The sequence below is a fragment of the Aquirufa sp. OSTEICH-129A genome, assembly GCF_054558355.1.
Genome location: NZ_JBPXKC010000003.1, coordinates 243,225 through 261,184, shown reverse-complemented (window position 1 = coordinate 261,184; position 17,960 = coordinate 243,225). Strand labels below are relative to the sequence as shown.

12 protein-coding genes and 1 tRNA gene are annotated in these 17,960 nt (G+C 37.4%); 6 read left to right on the top strand and 7 right to left on the bottom strand.

Annotated features, from left to right (window positions below):
• Positions 1–4: 4 nt before the first annotated feature.
• Positions 5–1,294 carry an acetylxylan esterase gene (locus SKC36_RS07630; protein ID WP_459465492.1) on the top strand — a complete coding sequence of 430 codons (1,290 nt, stop codon included), beginning with the start codon at positions 5–7 and terminating at the stop codon, positions 1,292–1,294.
• Positions 1,295–1,297: 3 nt separating this feature from the next.
• Here SKC36_RS07630 and SKC36_RS07625 read toward each other — a convergent pair whose 3' ends face one another.
• Positions 1,298–1,789, bottom strand: a complete 492-nt coding sequence (locus SKC36_RS07625; protein WP_459453409.1) for a PaaI family thioesterase — start codon at positions 1,787–1,789, stop codon at positions 1,298–1,300.
• A gap of 329 nt (positions 1,790–2,118) precedes the next feature.
• On the opposite strand from SKC36_RS07625, the gene SKC36_RS07620 reads away from it, so the two are divergent.
• Positions 2,119–2,970 (top strand): ThuA domain-containing protein, encoded by an 852-nt coding sequence (locus SKC36_RS07620; RefSeq protein WP_459465490.1) that lies wholly within the window; start codon positions 2,119–2,121, stop codon positions 2,968–2,970.
• An 80-nt stretch (positions 2,971–3,050) separates the two neighbouring features.
• Here the strand turns inward: SKC36_RS07620 and SKC36_RS07615 are convergent, their stop codons facing one another.
• Both SKC36_RS07615 and katG read right to left on the bottom strand, forming a co-directional pair.
• Positions 3,051–5,669 carry a TonB-dependent receptor gene (locus SKC36_RS07615; RefSeq protein ID WP_459465488.1) on the bottom strand — a complete coding sequence of 873 codons (2,619 nt, stop codon included), beginning with the start codon at positions 5,667–5,669 and terminating at the stop codon, positions 3,051–3,053.
• A gap of 853 nt (positions 5,670–6,522) precedes the next feature.
• The gene (gene katG / locus SKC36_RS07610) at positions 6,523–8,775 is read right to left on the bottom strand and encodes a catalase/peroxidase HPI (RefSeq protein ID WP_459465486.1); all 2,253 of its coding nucleotides are present in this window, start codon (positions 8,773–8,775) and stop codon (positions 6,523–6,525) included.
• Positions 8,776–8,890: 115 nt separating this feature from the next.
• Between katG and SKC36_RS07605 the strand changes: the two genes are divergently transcribed.
• Positions 8,891–9,799, top strand: coding sequence for a LysR substrate-binding domain-containing protein (locus SKC36_RS07605; protein WP_459465484.1), 909 nt, complete (start codon positions 8,891–8,893; stop codon positions 9,797–9,799).
• Positions 9,800–9,820: 21 nt separating this feature from the next.
• Positions 9,821–10,507 (top strand): alpha/beta family hydrolase, encoded by a 687-nt coding sequence (locus SKC36_RS07600; protein ID WP_459465482.1) that lies wholly within the window; start codon positions 9,821–9,823, stop codon positions 10,505–10,507.
• Between the two features lie 118 nt (positions 10,508–10,625).
• On the opposite strand, the gene SKC36_RS07595 is transcribed toward SKC36_RS07600, so the two are convergent.
• Complete coding sequence (locus SKC36_RS07595) at positions 10,626–11,834, bottom strand: helix-turn-helix transcriptional regulator (protein WP_459465480.1); 1,209 nt, start codon at positions 11,832–11,834, stop codon at positions 10,626–10,628.
• 799 nt (positions 11,835–12,633) lie between these two features.
• Between SKC36_RS07595 and SKC36_RS07590 the strand changes: the two genes are divergently transcribed.
• On the top strand, positions 12,634–13,794 hold the full coding sequence (locus SKC36_RS07590; protein ID WP_459465478.1) for a helix-turn-helix domain-containing protein: 1,161 nt from the start codon (positions 12,634–12,636) through the stop codon (positions 13,792–13,794).
• A 616-nt stretch (positions 13,795–14,410) separates the two neighbouring features.
• Here the strand turns inward: SKC36_RS07590 and SKC36_RS07585 are convergent.
• The 3 genes from SKC36_RS07585 to SKC36_RS07575 form a co-directional block, all read right to left on the bottom strand.
• Positions 14,411–14,482, bottom strand: a tRNA-Arg gene (locus tag SKC36_RS07585).
• Between the two features lie 12 nt (positions 14,483–14,494).
• Positions 14,495–15,211 carry an RluA family pseudouridine synthase gene (locus tag SKC36_RS07580; RefSeq protein WP_459453418.1) on the bottom strand — a complete coding sequence of 239 codons (717 nt, stop codon included), beginning with the start codon at positions 15,209–15,211 and terminating at the stop codon, positions 14,495–14,497.
• 8 nt (positions 15,212–15,219) lie between these two features.
• On the bottom strand, positions 15,220–16,416 hold the full coding sequence (locus SKC36_RS07575) for an anhydro-N-acetylmuramic acid kinase (protein ID WP_459465476.1): 1,197 nt from the start codon (positions 16,414–16,416) through the stop codon (positions 15,220–15,222).
• Between the two features lie 284 nt (positions 16,417–16,700).
• On the opposite strand from SKC36_RS07575, the gene lhgO reads away from it, so the two are divergent.
• Positions 16,701–17,900 (top strand): L-2-hydroxyglutarate oxidase, encoded by a 1,200-nt coding sequence (gene lhgO, locus SKC36_RS07570; RefSeq protein ID WP_459465474.1) that lies wholly within the window; start codon positions 16,701–16,703, stop codon positions 17,898–17,900.
• Positions 17,901–17,960: the final 60 nt, after the last annotated feature.

The following is a 17,960-nucleotide window of genomic DNA, read 5'->3' as shown; positions in this document are numbered from 1 at the left end:
TTACATGAAAAAAATACCGTTTCTTCTATGTTTGCTTTTTTCCGTCCACCTGGCATTTGCCCAACCCACGGAAAAACAAATCAAAGTTCAAGTATCAGCTGACCACCCAGATTGGCTCTATAAACCAGGAGAAAAAGTAAATTTTTCTGTGGTGGTTTCAAAAAATGGAAGTCCCATTCCTCAAGTCAAAATTCGATATGAAATTGGTCCTGAGAAACAAGAACCTTGGAAGAAGGATTCTCAAATTTTGGCTAATGGTTCTATGGTATTGGATGGAGGAACCTTGACTTCTGCAGGATTTCTTCGTTGTGTGGTTATTGCCGAGTTGGAAGGAAAGGAGTATAGAAATTTAGCTACAGTCGGTTTTTCTCCCAATTTGCTACAAGCAACAGTGACTAATCCAAGCGATTTTGATGCCTTTTGGGATAAGGCCAAACAAGATTTAGCCAAAATTCCTTTGGATGCTAAAATGACCTTAATGCCCGAGAGATGTACGGAGAAAACCAATGTGTATCATGTCAATATTCAGAATTACCGTATAGGTGCTCGATTATATGGTATCCTTTGTGTTCCTAAAAAACCAGGCAAATACCCTGCTTTATTGCATGTTCCGGGTGCCGGAGTGAGACCCTATGCGGGGGATATCACCAACGCAGAGAAGAGAATCATTACGCTTCAGATTGGTATTCATGGTATACCTGTTAACCTGGATCCATCCGTGTATACTGATTTAGGAGCAGGTATTTTGAGCGGATATCCTACCTATAATATGGACGACAAAGATCGTTTCTTTTACAAGCGTGTTTATGTAGGTTGCGTACGTGCCAATGACTTTTTAACCTCCTTACCTCAATATGACGGTCAAAATTTAGCTGTAACTGGAGGTAGTCAGGGTGGAGCTCTTTCCATTGTAACGGCTTCCTTGGACAATCGTGTGAAATTTTTAGGGGCCTATTATCCGGCCTTGTCAGACGTGACAGGTTACTTGTTTAATCGTGCTGGTGGTTGGCCACATTATTTTGATAAAAACAACCGAGGCTATAATGAAACTAAAGCAAAGCTAGAAACCATAGCCTATTATGATGTGGTCAATTTTGCCCGTAGATTGAAAGTACCTGGCTTTTATTCTTGGGGTTTTAATGATGAAACTTGTCCTCCAACTTCCATGTATGCGGCTTATAATGTGATTACCGCTCCTAAAGAGTTGTATTTGGCCTTGGATACAGGCCATTGGAACTACCCCGAGCAGGTAGAAAAAATGACGAATTGGTTAACTAGTAATTTAATAAAGTAAATCTCAGGATTTACTCTTCACCTTAAATGACCAAGTCAATAAAAATTCTGCGACAATGATCCCATCTTCGTTGGTCGCAGTGGACTTGCAGACCATTTTAGTGCCTTCGCCCGTTTGGATGGCTTCTTGGATGGTACTCAGAATGGCATCGCCATCATTGCATGTAAACAAAATAGTACCAGAGGCTTTCTTTAAAAAGGAAGCCTCTATTTTTTCAACCAACATGCTGACGGCGGGCTTTCTTTCATAGATCTGCGAAAAAGCTAACATACCACAACTCATTTCTGCAGCCATTGCTTCCACGGCAAAATACATGGAATTAAAAGGGTTTTGGTTAAACCATGATTTTTTTACGCGCACCACACAAATTTGTGCATCAAAATAGTGGATGCATAAGCCTGCCCAAAATGCGGCTGACAACTTTTGAAGGATAAAAAATTTAAATAAAAACGGGTTTCTAATAATTCGTTGAAACTTATCAAAAGATGGATTCATGAAATGATATTCTTATTTAGCTCTAAGTACATTATTTTTTTTCAAAGGTATTTCATTTTCTGTACAAATATCTGTCTGGACACTGATTGCTCTAGGTTGCCGCATAGAGTGGATGGTTTTTGATTTTCCAAGAGGATTCTATTTAAGCCCTTCCCATGTTGCTTGGTCTCACCCCAGTTCAGATATTCGTATAAGACTTTATAAAGATCGATTACTTGAATTGAAAGTTTACCGGATTCTGACAATTATCATTAAATTAGTTTTCCCTCTATGCTCAAATTGCTTAGAGGCCATTTTGGAGGATATTACTTGTTATAACAAAAAATCAAATGAAACGAATTTTAAAAATCTTTGCTTGGACTGTAGTTGGTTTAGTCATAAGTCTATTTGCTCTCGGAGCTTTGTTTATGTACAAAGTTCAACATGGTTTCCCTGTATTTTATGAAACAGAAATGCCCAAACTGACATTGGTTGAAAATCGGCCAGCTATTCTTTTATTTTCAAAAACTACGGGTTTCCGACATGGCGAATCCATCGATGCATCCAAGCCCATCGTTCAAGAAATGGCCAAGAAAAATAATTGGACTGTATTTGAAACCGAGGAAGGAGGGGTTTTCAATGAAGCACAATTAGCTAAATTCGATCTAGTCCTATTCAATAATTCTACGGGTCGAGTATTGAATGATGAACAGCAATTGGCTTTAGAAAAATATGTAGAAAATGGTGGGTCCTTGATGGGAATTCATGGGGCTGGGGATAATTCACACCACTGGGATTGGTATGTAGCCAATTTATTAGGCACAACCTTTTCTCATCATCCGCTAAATCCACAATTTCAAAAGGCGCAAGTTCAATTAGAAACAAGTGCCGATTCTAGTTTCAAATCCAAGCTTCCTGCTTCTTGGGAAGGGAATGATGAATGGTATGTCTTTTTTGATCAACCTAAAGATGCCCAAGTGGTTTATTACATCGATGGGGAAAAGATTTTACCTAGCGGAAATATGCTTTGGATGAAGGATAAGAATTTTGGTATGGGTAAGTACCATCCGGTAGCTTGGCATAAAAGGGCTGGAAAGGGTAAAACATTTTATACCTCTATGGGACACTCCAAAGATGTTTGGGGAAATTCCGCCTATAAGCAATTGATTGAGCAAGCCATTATTTGGTGCATTTCGAAGTAATAAACTGAGTCGAGGCAAATCAAAACGGGTCAATCAAAGATTGACCCGTTTATGTATAATATCACTAACCTACAAAAATCTTATTGACCCATTTGCATACCATCTTGGTTCTGGTTGTTATTTCTCTTCATGTTGTTCATGTTAAATTGTCCAAAACGAATTGACAAAGTAAGACGAATCATTTGAGGGTTTGACAATCGATAGTATTTCTGCGAAAATCCTTCGCCGTATGAGAATCTAGTATTTCCTCTTGTTCTGAATAAGTCATTAGCCGCTAAGGTCAAGGAAGCTAAATCGTTTTTCAAGAATGTTTTCTTGATGGCCATATCAAAACCGTAGAATGGTTCGATGTATCCCTGAGATGAGCTTTGCGCTTGCATCATTGGGCCACCTCCGCCACCACCTTGTCCTTGGTTCTGGCTAATAGGCATGTTGGTTTTTCCTTGATAATCCATTGATAATTGGATAGACCATTTTTTTGGAAGTAAGAAGGTATTGTTGATTTTACCAAATACCGTCCAAATTCCATCCGTAATCTGAGCTTTTTCAATGTTTGAGGTATTGATTTTAGAATTATACATGTTCAAATTGGCCGTTAAATCCCACCAGTTTTGAAGTTTGTTAGTATAGGTTCCTTCAATCCCGTAATTGATACTCGAGTTTGCGTTAACAAAAGTGTTAATCAAATCTAATCTACCACTGATCGGGTTAATCTCCTGACTTAAAAAGCGAGTAATCAAGTTGTCCGTATACTTATAATATCCTGATAATAAGAAAGTAGCCGACCCTTTAGTTTTGCTGTATGAAAGCTCTCCTGAAGTGGTAAATTCTGGCACTAAATCAGCATTTCCTCTGGAGATATTTAAGCTGTCACTATAATCAACAAATGGAATAATTTGGAAGAAATTCGGGCGACTTACACGACGGGTGATGCTTAATTGCAATTGGTCGGTAGCTGTCAGATCTTTCTTTAAAAAGATGGATGGGAACAAGCTTAATGGGAATCTATTGCTGAAGCTTTGGTTGGTATTCAACAATTTTCCATCATAACTTGAGCTCTCAGCACGTAAGCCTATTTTGTAAGAAATCTTATTGACCGATTTTCCAGAAACCGAAACATAGGCCGCATATACATTATTCTTGTTCTCATAATTAGTAGAGGCCGATGGAATAACTTTGTACACATCAGAGCCTACCGCTTTCAAGGTGTTGTAGTTTTCATTCACCAATTCAAAAAGCTGTGCTCTAACACCCATTTCAATATTTCCATCATTTTTTAGTGGCTTCACGTAATCTGTTTGAAAAGTCATGAAGCTATTACTTCCTGATCCAATATTTTTCTGAATTTGAGTGCCTGTGATGTTAGCGTTGTTTAAATAGTTGGTAGTAAACGTAGCATCATTTTTATTGGTACCTCCAAAATAGTTGAAGTCCATCGTTAACTCCTCGCCCGCTTTAGGGTAAGTATGTTTGAATCCTAATTGTAAACCACTAGGGTTAAACTCACGAGAAGAATTGGATAAACGATTGCTTAAAGAAGTAAAATTATTGACCACACTGGTGATCTTAATATCTTCCGTAGGAGAGAACTTACCCCCTCCACCAAAGAATCCAGCTAAGGTTAAGGTAGTTCTATTGGTAGCAGCATAGTCAACACTGAATCGTGGGAAAAACATAGATCCCTTGGTTTTACTATTGATGTCTTGGTAAACGCTTGATTCTACACCACCTATGGTACTATTTCTTAAGCTATTTCCTTCTGTGTTGTTTCTCATGTTCATTTTCATGCCCATCACAGTCAAGCTCCACTTATTTTGTTGATAACTGAAGTTACCCATGATGCTAGAACCACCAAAACGGTCAGCACTTAAATTCAACATACCATTGTATCCATTTTTTTTGTTTTTCTTCAAAATGATATTGATGATACCAGCCATGCTACCTGAAGCATCATATTTGGCTGAAGGGTTGGTGATTACTTCTACCTTTTCAATGATATCGGCTGGGATTTGGTCCATACTTAAACTCGTAGGTCTTCCATCAATGAATAAGGTGGGATTGGCATTTCTTACTTTTACATTGCCATCAATATCCACTTGAACTGATGGTATATTTCTCATCACATCTACCGCTGTACCGCCTGAAGTCACCAAGTTTTGGCTCACATTAAATGATTTTTTATCAATGTCCATTTCCAATAAAGCCTTAGTAGCGGTTACTGTCACCGTTTCTAATTCTTTGGTGTCCGATAATAATTTGATGTTTCCCAAGTCTTTTTCAAAAGCTGCCATCATTTTAGCTAAAAAAGCTGGATCTGGCGCTTGTCCAGGTTTTGGAGCCGAACTAGGGTCCATTTTAGGCATGGCGAATTGAATAGGAGCTTCGTAATTTTTGTAGCCAACAAAGCTGATTTTAATTTTTAAGCGAACGTTGACTGGAATCTCTTTAAAATTGAAATCACCATTAAGCTCAGCCTGCTGGGCTTTGACTAAAATATCTTTGTTTTGTTTGGTAGCTGGGTCAAGCACGGTTTTTAATAATACCACTGAGGCAAATTCTACGGGTTTTCCCTGCTCATCGATAACCTTTCCAAATATGTGTCCACGATTTAAGTTGGGAGCTCCAGCTCCTGCAGGTCCTTGGGCCATACTAATGAAAGTAAGTAAGGCAAAAAAGGAGGAGATAATGTACTTTTTCATAAGATGTTTATTTAATGTTTTTGTCTACTTAGAAGGAAGGCTTTGTATCAAAATTTGAGTAGAACAGATTTTATTTTTTGAGAGAGAATGGAACAATAAAATAGGATAGGGTTTAATTCGGTGTTTATCTTTTAATTAAATGTATCGCAAAGGTACATTGGACTTTCTTCTTTGAATTTTTATTCTTCGCAGCTGGGAAATGTATCGATGAAAGATGAAATTGTTGAGAAAAGAAAATAACATTAGAGAACGAAAAATTGGATTTGTACTAATTTGATGAAAATTTATTCTGGCAATAGAGCTAATGTTTTTTAATTTTTTACTTTATATGCTATGATCAAAGGCTTTAAATTATTTGCTGATGTCTGACCTTTTGGATAGCAAAGGTAGGGATGAATAATTGAACAATTTGCCTAAATCTCAAAATTGTGTCTAATGGTTTATTTTCATGCTAGGTAATTGGAATTCTAGTATGAAAATTTCAAAAAGCCTGAAATTGGGCGTAAAGGGATATTTTGTTTGCCCCACACCTGCTTGAGAGCTAAGCGTTTATTAAAAGGGAATAAGGCTTAATTGAGTTTGTTTTGAAATGAAAATAGGATATTATCGAGAGTGTATCTTTTGTAACCTGGTAGATTAAAAGCTTGATTTGGTCGCAATATTTTATGGTATTAACAAGTCTTAACTCTTTTTATTGGGAATTATGAAAAATATGTTGGCTTTGAAAAATTATAAAATTGAATGTAGGTTTACTTCGCTGAATAACAAACATTCTCCATGGTATTTAAATATTAAAAACATAAAAACCGACCCCAAGGGGGTCGGCTTTTCCTGTTAACCATTTCAAAAATAATTATTTTTTATAGACTAAATCAAAGCGATCTAAATTCATCACTTTCGTCCAAGCCTTAACAAAATCGTTTACAAATTTGCCTTGCGCATCTTTTGTGGCGTATACTTCAGCTAAAGCTCTTAGTTCAGAATTAGAACCAAAGATCAAGTCAGCCCGAGTAGCCGTTGCTTTGACTGCTCCGCTTTGACTATCTGTTCCAACAAATTCTTCCTTCGTATCTGAGCTAGGTTTCCAAGTGGTTCCCATCTCCAATAGATTAACAAAGAAGTCATTGCTTAGGGCATCTTTTTTGGTCGTAAATATTCCGTGTTTCGAACCATTATAATTAGTGTTTAAAGCTCGCATTCCACCCACCAAAACCGTCATCTCTGGGGCTGTTAAGGTTAATAATTGAGCTTTGTCAATTAATAATTCTTCCGTTGAAAGCGTATATCTGGTTTTCAAATAATTACGGAAACCATCGGCCATTGGCTCTAAGACAGCAAACGAGTTAACATCGGTTTGTTCCTGGCTAGCATCCATTCTTCCTGGAGTAAATGGAACTTGCACGGTTTGACCTGCATTTTTTGCAGCTTTTTCAATGGCTGCATTGCCACCTAATACGATCAAGTCAGCTAAGGATACCTTCTTTTTGCCAGACTTAGCATTAAACTCTTGTTGGATTTTCTCTAAAACCGCCAACACTTTTTCTAATTGTTTAGGATTATTTACCTCCCAATTTCTTTGAGGTAATAAACGAATTCGTGCTCCATTGGCACCTCCGCGACGGTCAGATCCACGGAAAGTGGAGGCTGAAGCCCAGGATGTACTTACTAATTCGCTGATGCTTAAACCCGAATTCAATAATTTAACCTTTAATGCAGCTATATCTTGCGCATTGATCAATGGATGATTCACTGCAGGGATAGGATCTTGCCAAATCAACGCCTCTTTAGGGGCTTCGGGACCTAAATAGGTAGAGCTTGGTCCCATATCACGGTGTGTTAATTTAAACCAGGCTTTCGCAAAGGCCTTGGCAAATTCCTCTGGATTTTCTAAATAACGTTTAGAAATTTTTTCATAGGCAGGATCCATGCGTAAGGAAAGATCCGTAGTAAGCATGGTAGGTAATTGTTTTTTATTGGGATCAAAGGCATCTGGAATGATGGCTTTCCCGTTTTTAGCTACCCATTGGTTAGCGCCAGCTGGACTTTTGGTTAATTCCCATTCGTTATTAAATAAGATTTTCAAGAAACCAATACCCCATTTGATCGGAGTGGAAGTCCAGGTTACTTCTAAACCTGAAGTAATGGCATCTTTTCCTTTTCCAGATTGATAGGTGCTTTTCCAACCCATTCCTTGTTCCTCGATACCCGCTGCTTCTGGATCTGGTCCAACGTGAGTTGCGGGACCCTTACCATGGGTTTTTCCAAAGGTGTGACCACCTGCAATTAATGCCACCGTTTCTTCATCATTCATTCCCATTCGGCCAAATGTCTCCCGAATATCTTTAGCTGCTGCTACCGGATCTGGTACTCCCTTAGGTCCTTCTGGATTGACATAAATTAAGCCCATTTGAACTGCTGCCAAAGGATTTTCTAATTTTCTGTCGCCCGAGTAGCGATTCTTATCATCTAGCCATTTTTTCTCTGATCCCCAGTAAACATTACTTTCTGGTTCCCAAACGTCTGTTCTACCTCCCGCAAATCCAAATGTTTTAAAGCCCATTTGCTCTAAGGATACGTTTCCAGTTAAAACCATTAAGTCTGCCCAGGAAATTTTATCTCCATATTTTTGTTTGATTGGCCACAAAAGGCGTCTTGCTTTATCTAAGTTGGCATTATCAGGCCAGCTATTTAATGGTGCAAATCTTTGTTGACCTGCTCGAGAACCTCCACGGCCATCTCCTGTACGGTAAGTACCTGCGCTGTGCCAGGCCATTCGAATGAATAGTGGGCCATAATTGCCGAAATCAGCTGGCCACCAATCCTGGGATTTGGTAAGTACCTCAGCAATATCTTTTTTCAGAGCAAAGTAATCTAAGCTGTTGAAGGCCTTGATATAACTAAAGTTTGGCCCCATCGGGTTAGACTTTTCGGAATTTTGACGAAGCATACCTACATTCAAAAGGCTTGGCCACCAATCTTTGTTGGTAGTCCCTGATGCAGTGGGTCCTGTTGGATGTGCTCCTGCACCGGCATGGTGCGGATTATAATCTTGTGCCTGCATGACTGTGGAAAGTAACAATCCACTCAATAAGAACAGTTTTTTCATGATAAATGGAATTTTGTGATTTTATTTTAAAGCGCTAATGATGTGAAGTTAGACTATGTTTTTTGATAGATAAAACTGAATTTTTCTATATTTGTCATAGACAAAATCTATAATCATGAATATTCATCAATTGGAGTATATTTTAGCTGTAGACCAGTTTAAAAGTTTTAGTAAAGCAGCTGATTATTGTCACGTGACCCAAGCCACTTTGAGTGCCATGGTGAAAAAGTTGGAAGAGCAATTGGACATCGTCATATTTGACCGAAAAGCTAATCCCATCGTTGTTACGGAAAATGGAAGAGAGATTTTATTGCAAGCCCAACAGGTGGTAGCCCATGCTCATGCACTGCTAGCTTCATCTAAATCCATACATAATAAGGTAGAAGGTCGGGTGAAAATGGGAATTATTCCCACCATTGCTAATTCCTTGATGCCCATTATTCTCAAGCCTTTGCTTGAAAAGTATCCTCAATTAGTCTTAGAAATTTATGAGGTTACCACGAATCAACTCATGAAAAACCTCCGAGAGGGAAAACTGGATATGGGAATTTTAAGTACGCCTATTGCCTCCAATGATTTGGAGACCATGCTCATGTACCATGAACCTTTACATGTTTACGGACATTTGAAACCTGGTAAAAAGAGCATTACCAAAGAAGAGTTATCCAGACAAAAGATATTCCTGTTGCAAGAAGGTCATTGTCTCAGGGATCAAATTATTCAATGGTGCGACTTGAAAAAGAATAAACATTTGCCCTCCAACCTTTTTTTTGAGTCCAATACGTTTGATACCCTACTTAATTTGGTGGATGAATTTCAAGGGATGACCTTACTTCCTGAATTATATTTACGAAATTTGAGTGCTCCACGTCAATTGCAGGTACTAGACATTGAAGATGGGAATATTTCTCGTGAGGTAAGTTTATGTTTTTACCGACCATACGCCAAATGGAACATCGTCAAGCAATTTTCTGTGGACATTTCCCAATTAGTCAATCAACATATAAACCAGGATCCTGTTTGATATCAGAGGATTCCTTTTTGAATGATTTCAACAAGTAAAAAGAAGTACTTATTAGTTTTAGGAAGGGAGGCATTGGATCGAGATAGTTTTTTGTATCAACAACTATTGAACGATTTACAATTACATGGATTCGAAGTCAAATTTGATCCGATGGACCGCATTCGCTTTGCCTTTATGAGGAGATTGGGAACTAAGAATCTGTTGGTAAATCATTTACTTCTTCCTTTTTTTCGCGCATTATACGTGGTGATAATACAGAGGCAGCTAATTGATTTCCTTTGGTTTGCTCTTGGTCGTATTTCAAGTCTTGAATTTAGGACCAGGGTGGTGGCTCGTTACATTGAAGCAAACCAAGCAAATACATCTCATTTAGTTGTTTTAGCCAGGTCAGCCGGCTCACTCGTGATTAGTCGATTAGCCAATCAACTAGCAGTAGATGATATTATTTGTTTGGGATACCCATTTAAGCACCCGGATGAGATTGACGAGTCATTTAGAGTAACCCATTTAGCTGAATTAGAGAAGCCAATGCTGATTTTTCAGGGACTAAGGGATCCTTACGGTGGGAGGGAAGTAGTAGAAAATTATGCTCTTTCACCACAAATTAAGGTAGCTTTTGTAGATGTGGATCACGATTTCAACTTGAACCAAGCTGATTTAAAGCGGGTAAAGTCAGAGATAGAAAAGGTATTATTAAAAAGTTCTTGAACTTCAATTTCTATGAAAAATATTGAGATCGTGTAGGGATTTATGGAAGGAACCCGAAATGATTTTTTGCGATAAGTTTGGGTCAAGAGAAGCAAAGCATTTGCTCAATAAGGGTATCCTACAAGCTAGCCAAATACTCCTTAGGCAATAAACCTGTTCTGTTTTTCACATTCGTGATGAATGAAGTCCTAGATCCAAATCCAATGGCCTGACCAATATGTTCAATCGTGTAATTGTCAAATTGGGGGTCATTTTCCTTTAAATAAGTTAAATGGTTTATTCTAGCATCATTGATATATTCACTAAATTTCTTTCCAAATTCCTGATTAATCACCGGTGAAATTAAGTAGGAAGGGATATTGATTTCTTTAGATAAATCAGTGATGGTATAGCCAATTTTAGTGAAAGGATGCTTTTTATTAAAATGCTGGTTGATGGAATCTAAGATTCGTTTACCTCGATACACACTAATGAATTGATCATTTTCCAATTCCTCTAATTCGGTATGTTCTTTTAAGAAACGAACGGGTTTGTCTACTTGAATCCAACCAATCATTCCGTAGAGAATTTTTGGTTGGGTGAGAAGGTAAAAACAGATTAATAGGATTTCAATCAATATGACAATAATGGTTAGTTCTCCAGCTAAAATACTGGATTGGCCTTCAGAAATCCCTGCTTTTACTTGTGTAATAGTATAAGCATACACGATGCATGAGCCAACAAAAAGGAATAAAACGAGCGCCCAAAGGAATCTATAAATGTGGATATTTCTTTTAATGATATCTTTTCCGTGTAAGATTTTTTTTCTCCATTGTAACAGAATAAGTAAAGACCAAGTTAAAAAAAACAATAAGATAGATACTCGAAAAATGGCAATCCAACCCGTAGGTAGCCATCCATCTGGTTCCAAAATATAGGCATGGTTATATTTCAATGTCTTTAATACAAAATCTGATTTTTCTTGATGCGACAAGAAATAAAATGGAAGTCTATTTAGAAGGTATAATACCATAGGTAAAAATACCCACAGGTCTTTTTTAAGAAATCTGAAGTGCTGTCGTAATACGTATTTGATGTATAAATAGGTAAAAGGGCCTATGCATAATGGAGCAAAGGCATGTATACGATATAATTCAGGGAATTCTACATAGATGGAGGTTAAGGGAAGTAAATTTCCCAGGGCTGTTATTACTAAACTTAACATTAAACCCGATAAGATTTTAGAGCTAATGGAAGGAATAGTTTGCCCCCAAAAAAGTAAATAACTCACAACCAAGCCTATGGTTGAAATGATTAAGTTGGCTGTAATAAAAGTTAATTGGTTCAAAGCTATAAATATTACAAATCAATATTGGCTTAACTTCTCGGTGTCAAAGTTTTGCGCCTTTCAATTGATACATTTATAGAACCTAAATAGATTTAAAAAAATCTAGTATACTTGGTTGATTTTCATCCAATTAGAATACATTTTGAATGAAAATTTATATGATTATATGCTACAAAAATAATAATAAATTTAGAATTTAAAAGGTATTCAAGCGGTCTGTATCCTTGTCTGCTGCTTAATCAATAGTTATTTTGGTTTTTGAAATATGATATTTTAAGGTCTAGAACGTGTAAGAGGGCTGCGGAGAATGCAATTTAAAATTGGATTTACTCTGTCAATTTTATCCCTGATTTGATTCTCAAAAAAAAGTCCTTCAGCCATAAAACTAAAGGACTTTAAGTAATACTGTGTTCTATTCTTTTCCTTTAATTACTTTTTCAATTATTAAAGGATCGTAAAGCTACCTATCAAACAACAAATCAAAAAAGACTTGCCGTTCATTTTCTTTGATTGTGAACATGTTACATTTTGATTAAAATTTAATCGATAACTTATTGACCATTAGATAATTGATTCATTTTTTAATTTGAAGTTTCAAGATATAAATTGAAATTTACTGAAATCTAAATTTAGATTTTTCAATTTGCATTCTAAGATTGTTTCTTTAGGTATGTTAATCTTTGGAAAGATTCTGAGTTCTATAATTTTAAATTTTATATCAACGTTTAGTGGGGCGACCTATTTGAATTAATTTAAAATAATATAGATTTTGAGTGATTTTGTGTTTTTTTCCATAACCTTGGGTATTTCCGTACTTGGTTTTACAGTTTGTTTCATTCTGTTTTTTGGGCAATCGGTACCTTCTTTGAGTTCTAAACTTTTAGCTGGATTATTATTATCCCTTGTTTTAACTTCCTTAGGAAATGTTATCCCATATACTAAGTTAAATTTAGAATATCCAAATACATTTAAAATTTATTCATGGGCTCCTTTTTGTATCGGACCATTTGCATATTTATATGTAAAATCTGTGCTTCATCAATATATTAGGTTACCCCGTAAGGTCTTATTGTTGTTTATTCCTGCGGTACTTTATGTTTTGAATAGAATTCCATTTTATCTACTCACTTTTGAAGAAAAGAAGCAGTTTGTTTTAAGTACATTGTTAGATGAATCTCTATATATTTTAGAGCCTGAAGGCTTATTGCCAATAAAATGGGCTCCAGTAATCCGATTTTTCTTTCTCATAATTTTTTCGATCATGACCTTGATTGAATTAATAAACTCGAGAGATAAAATTTTTAATCCTAGTATTCTTGACGAGAGGAATAAGAAAATCTATAATTTTCATTGGGTAATTATTACGATATTGTTTTTTGGTGTAATAGCAGCTATTTGGGGAGGTTTGATTCAATTGAAACATGACAACCACGCAAGTAGAGTGACACTAATATGTATTTGGGTTGAAATTTTAGTAATTAGTATTTACTTATTTATTCAACCTAAAATTCTTTATGGATTGGCTGGTTGGGTACAAATTAAAAATCCAATAAGAAGCATACAAGATTTGGGTGAAATCGAAGAAGAGGATGAGGAAATACCGCATGTTAGTATTCACAAAGGAAGAGATATTTGGTTAACAATATCCAAGCACTTCCAAAATAATCATCCATATACAAAGAAAGGATATACGATAAATGAACTTTCTGAAGAAATAAATATTCCCATGTATTTAATTTCAGCTGTAATCAATCAGGAATCGGGTAAGAATTTCAGTGAATTCATTAATGATGCAAGAATTAATTATTTAAAAATCCTAAAGGAAAATAATCCAAATTTCAGTAATTATTCGATTGAATATATTGGTAATTCCATTGGATTTGCTTCTAGGACATCCTTTGTAGCGGCGGTTAAAAAAAGGACTGGAATGGTTCCAAAAGATTATTTGGCTCAATTGTAAGTTATTGACTTGTTGCTTATTTTCGATTCTAGACCACCTTTCATAAATTTTATTTGACCATGGGTCGTTTTGTAGCCCCGGCAGGAATAGAGTCGGACGCGACCCCGGCCTCATCTTAGGTATCGGAAACCTACGCGATTACAAAATGGGTTTTCTGCTGCACAAATCTGCTGCACAAGTTCCCATTTCACTCCAAATAAATAAGGACATCTCTTTGTGAAATGTCCTTTTTTTTTGACCATGGGTCGTTTTGTAGCCCCGGCAGGAATCGAGTCGAACGCGACCCCGGCCTCATCTTAGGTACCGGAAACCTACGCGATTACAAAATGGGTGTTCTGCTACACAAATCTGCTACACAAGTTCCCATTTCACTCCAAATAAATAAGGACATCTCTTTGTGAAATGTCCTTTTTTATTTGACCACGGGTCGTTTTGTAGCCCCGGCAGGAATCGAGTCGAACGCGACCCCGGCCTCATCTTAGGTACCGGAAACCTACGCGACTACAAAATGGGTGTTCTGCTACACAAATCTGCTACACAAGTTCCCATTTCACTTCAAATAAAAAAGGACATCTCTTTCTGAAATGTCCTTTTTTGTTGACCATGGGTCATTTTGTGACTCCGGAAGGAATCGAACCTTCATATTAGGTACCGGAAACCTACATTCTATCCATTGAACTACGGAGCCAAGGGGTCAAAATTACGAAAACTTCTCCAACTGTTTGACAAGCACTCCGAAATCTTTTGGATAGGGTGCTTCAACGGTAATCGGACTTCCATCCAACAAATTGAAACTTAAACTATGTGCATGCAATGCCACTCGACGAATCAAGGGAAGTTCCTCTGTGTCTTGTTTGAGATGAAATTTCTTTTTTAATTCCGATAAATAAATATCCTTCCCACCATACATGGTATCTGCCACTATCGGGGCTTTCAAGCAGGCTAGGTGAATGCGAATTTGGTGCATACGACCGGTGATCGGCATACATTCCACCAAAGTATAATTCTTGTATACGCGTAATGTTTGAAACCAAGTTTCCGCATGTTTACCTTTCGCTCGGTCAATGACCACGATACCATCCTTTAAAGGAAGTATGGGTAAATTGACTAACATGCCATCCCAATCGTGCATGCCCTCCACTACGGCATGGTAGCGTTTGGCTGTTTCACGATGTTCAAATTGCATCGAAATATGTCGATACGCTTCTGGGTTTTTGGCAATGACCAAGGCTCCTGAAGTTTCTTTATCTAAGCGATGTCCAACTTGTGCATCGTCCGAATAAGCCTTAGCTAGTCGTAAGATGTTGGGGGCATAAACATCTTTTCGTTCATCTAAAGTGGAGATGCCAGAAGGTTTATTGATGACAAAAAAATCGCTGTTTTCGAAAAGGATAGCGTCCTCTATTTTCCATTTCATAGACAAATTTAGTTTGGCAGGCTAATTTTTCCTAAACTTAGCCAAGGGGAATCCCCTAATCGTCTATGACTAGCAACTTGATCATCCATGAAAGTCTCATTGGCTAGTAAGGCAAAAAGGACAGCTTCTTTGGCTTCTGAAGCTATGCCTAAGTGATCACTTTCTGTGACCTTCATTTGGGGGTTGATTTTAGCCAATCTTTCCATCAATAATGGATTTTTACTTCCTCCGCCACTCACAATTAATTGGCATAATTTATCCTCAATACCTGGAATATAAGATTGCATGGCATTGGAAATACTTTGGGCGGTAAATTCAGTTAAAGTTCTTAAGGTATCCACGGGAGTCAAGGAATATCCGTTTTCTTGGATGACTTGATTCAAAAGATCTATATTAAAATATTCTGGACCTGTACTTTTTGGGAAAGATTCTTGGAAAAAAGCGAGGTTTAATAAAGAATCCAATAAAGGAATATGTAATATGCCTTGGCGGGCTAACCTAGCATCTTTGTCATAATGAAAACCTGGAAAATGTTGCCTAACATAGGCATCCAATAAAGTATTGCCAGGCCCAGTATCCGTAACTAAAATGTCTTTGGGGTCTTGGCTGGCCGACAAATAAGTGAAATTTCCAATTCCTCCAATATTCAGCAGTATTCGATGTTCTCCCTTTTTTGAAAATAAAAAATAGTCTCCATACACTGCCAAGGGGGCACCTTCGCCACCTCCCGCCACATGTTTTTGTCGGAAATCGGATAAGGTTATAATACCAGTTAAATGGGCAATGTGGTCACCATCACCTATTTGTAAGGTGGAGTCAGGTAATTGACCCGTTCGCATGGGACGATGCATGACTGTTTGTCCATGCGAGGCGATGGCATCCACATCTTGGGGATTAATTCCCCAAGTATTTAGACTTTGTAAAATATATTGAGCGTGCAATCGGCCAATTTGTGCATGCAAAGTGGATAAACTAGGAAAATGGATTTGATCTTTGGCAAATACCTCCCGAATGGAATTTTTAATCTCCTCTGAATAAGCTAAAGTCTGATGATGCACCACTTCCACCTGGGTATGTAAGCCAAATCCACTAAACCGACAAAGTGCTAAATCTAAACCATCTAGGGAAGTTCCAGACATTAAACCTAAAATCATCCGACTAGGTTTTTGGGAAATCTGATACAGCTGTGCGATTTGTGGATTCAATTTGATGCTTGCTTTTTATTGGTTATAAGTAGCTGATTGCTGGTTGTTGATTGTTGGTTGTTGATTATTGGTTGTTGATTATTGGTTGTTGATTATTGGTTGTTAGTGACTCTTAGATTTGACAACTTTTCAAAAGTTGTCAAATCTGAAGCTCAAATCTGAAACGAAGGTACAAAAAAAGCGACTTTTCGGATGATATAAATTATCTATCAATCGATAATTTATTGATAATTCCACTTCCTGATTTTGTATATTTGTATCATTTTTTAAACAATTTGACATTCATGGCTTTAGATGTAATTATTGTTGGTGGAGGAATCGTTGGTTTAGCTACAGCGCTGCGTTTATTGGAAGCAAAACCCGAACTAAAAATCGCCCTTTTTGAAAAGGAAAATATGGTATCTCTGCACCAGACAGGGAATAATTCAGGGGTAATCCACTCTGGATTGTACTATAAATCCGGTTCATTAAAAGCCAAAAATTGCATTGAAGGTTATCATCAGTTAATTGAATTTTGTGAACAAAATTCGATACCATTCGAATTAACGGGAAAGATTGTTGTGGCAAGTACCCATGAACAAAGAAGTCAATTAGAGAATTTATATCAAAGAGGTCAGCAAAATGGATTGGAAGGTTTAAAAAAGCTTTCCTTGGCCGAAATGCAAGAACACGAACCTTATGTAACGGGTGTAGAGGGGATGTGGGTTCCTCAAACAGGTATTGTCGATTACCGCGTTGTTGCCGCCAAATTAGCCGAAAAAATCCAACAAGCAGGTTGTGAAATTCATTTGAGTGAACGGGTTATCGGTATCACCAAAGGTATTAGTTACTCGATTGTCGAAACAGTAAAAGGTGTTTATGAAGCTAAATTGATTATCAATTGTGCTGGATTGTACTCAGACGAAGTGGCCCAATTATCGCAAAGAGAACCTTTAGATGTGCGTATTGTTCCCTTCCGAGGCGAATATTTTAAGCTAAGAAAAGATAAAGAATATTTAGTAAAAAATCTGATTTACCCGGTTCCTGATCCTAATTTCCCCTTTTTGGGCGTGCACTTTACGCGCATGATGCGGGGTGGCGTGGAGGCCGGTCCGAATGCCGTTTTGGCCTTTAAAAAGGAAGGTTACAAGAAATTGGGAGTGGATTTCAAAGAGCTTTGGAATACCCTTACTTGGCCAGGTTTTCAAAAAGTGGCTACTAAATACTGGGAGACGGGTTTAGGAGAAATGTATCGAAGCTTTTCTAAAGAAGCATTTACCAAGGCTTTGCAAGTATTAATTCCTGAAATTCAAGAGCAAGACTTAGTAGAAGGTGGAGCGGGTGTTCGGGCTCAAGCTTGTGATCGTAATGGAGGTCTGTTAGATGATTTTTCCATTATTGAAGATGCCAAAATCATCAATATTTTAAATGCACCAAGTCCTGCCGCGACCTCTTCCTTATCCATTGGCAAAACAGTTGCGGGTATGGCATTGACCAGATTTTAAATTTAAATGGGCGTAAGGAACCCAATTCGCTTGAAATTGTTCAAGTATTTTACCTTCACC

Bases quoted from the DNA above. Each gene is read 5' to 3' on its own strand.
- SKC36_RS07630 (WP_459465492.1), top strand. From the start codon at position 5: ATGAAAAAAATACCGTTTCTTCTATGTTTGCTTTTTTCCGTCCACCTG.
- SKC36_RS07625 (WP_459453409.1), bottom strand. From the start codon at position 1,789: ATGAATCCATCTTTTGATAAGTTTCAACGAATTATTAGAAACCCGTTT.
- SKC36_RS07620 (WP_459465490.1), top strand. From the start codon at position 2,119: ATGAAACGAATTTTAAAAATCTTTGCTTGGACTGTAGTTGGTTTAGTC.
- SKC36_RS07615 (WP_459465488.1), bottom strand. From the start codon at position 5,669: ATGAAAAAGTACATTATCTCCTCCTTTTTTGCCTTACTTACTTTCATT.
- katG (WP_459465486.1), bottom strand. From the start codon at position 8,775: ATGAAAAAACTGTTCTTATTGAGTGGATTGTTACTTTCCACAGTCATG.
- SKC36_RS07605 (WP_459465484.1), top strand. From the start codon at position 8,891: ATGAATATTCATCAATTGGAGTATATTTTAGCTGTAGACCAGTTTAAA.
- SKC36_RS07600 (WP_459465482.1), top strand. From the start codon at position 9,821: ATGATTTCAACAAGTAAAAAGAAGTACTTATTAGTTTTAGGAAGGGAG.
- SKC36_RS07580 (WP_459453418.1), bottom strand. From the start codon at position 15,211: ATGAAATGGAAAATAGAGGACGCTATCCTTTTCGAAAACAGCGATTTT.
- lhgO (WP_459465474.1), top strand. From the start codon at position 16,701: ATGGCTTTAGATGTAATTATTGTTGGTGGAGGAATCGTTGGTTTAGCT.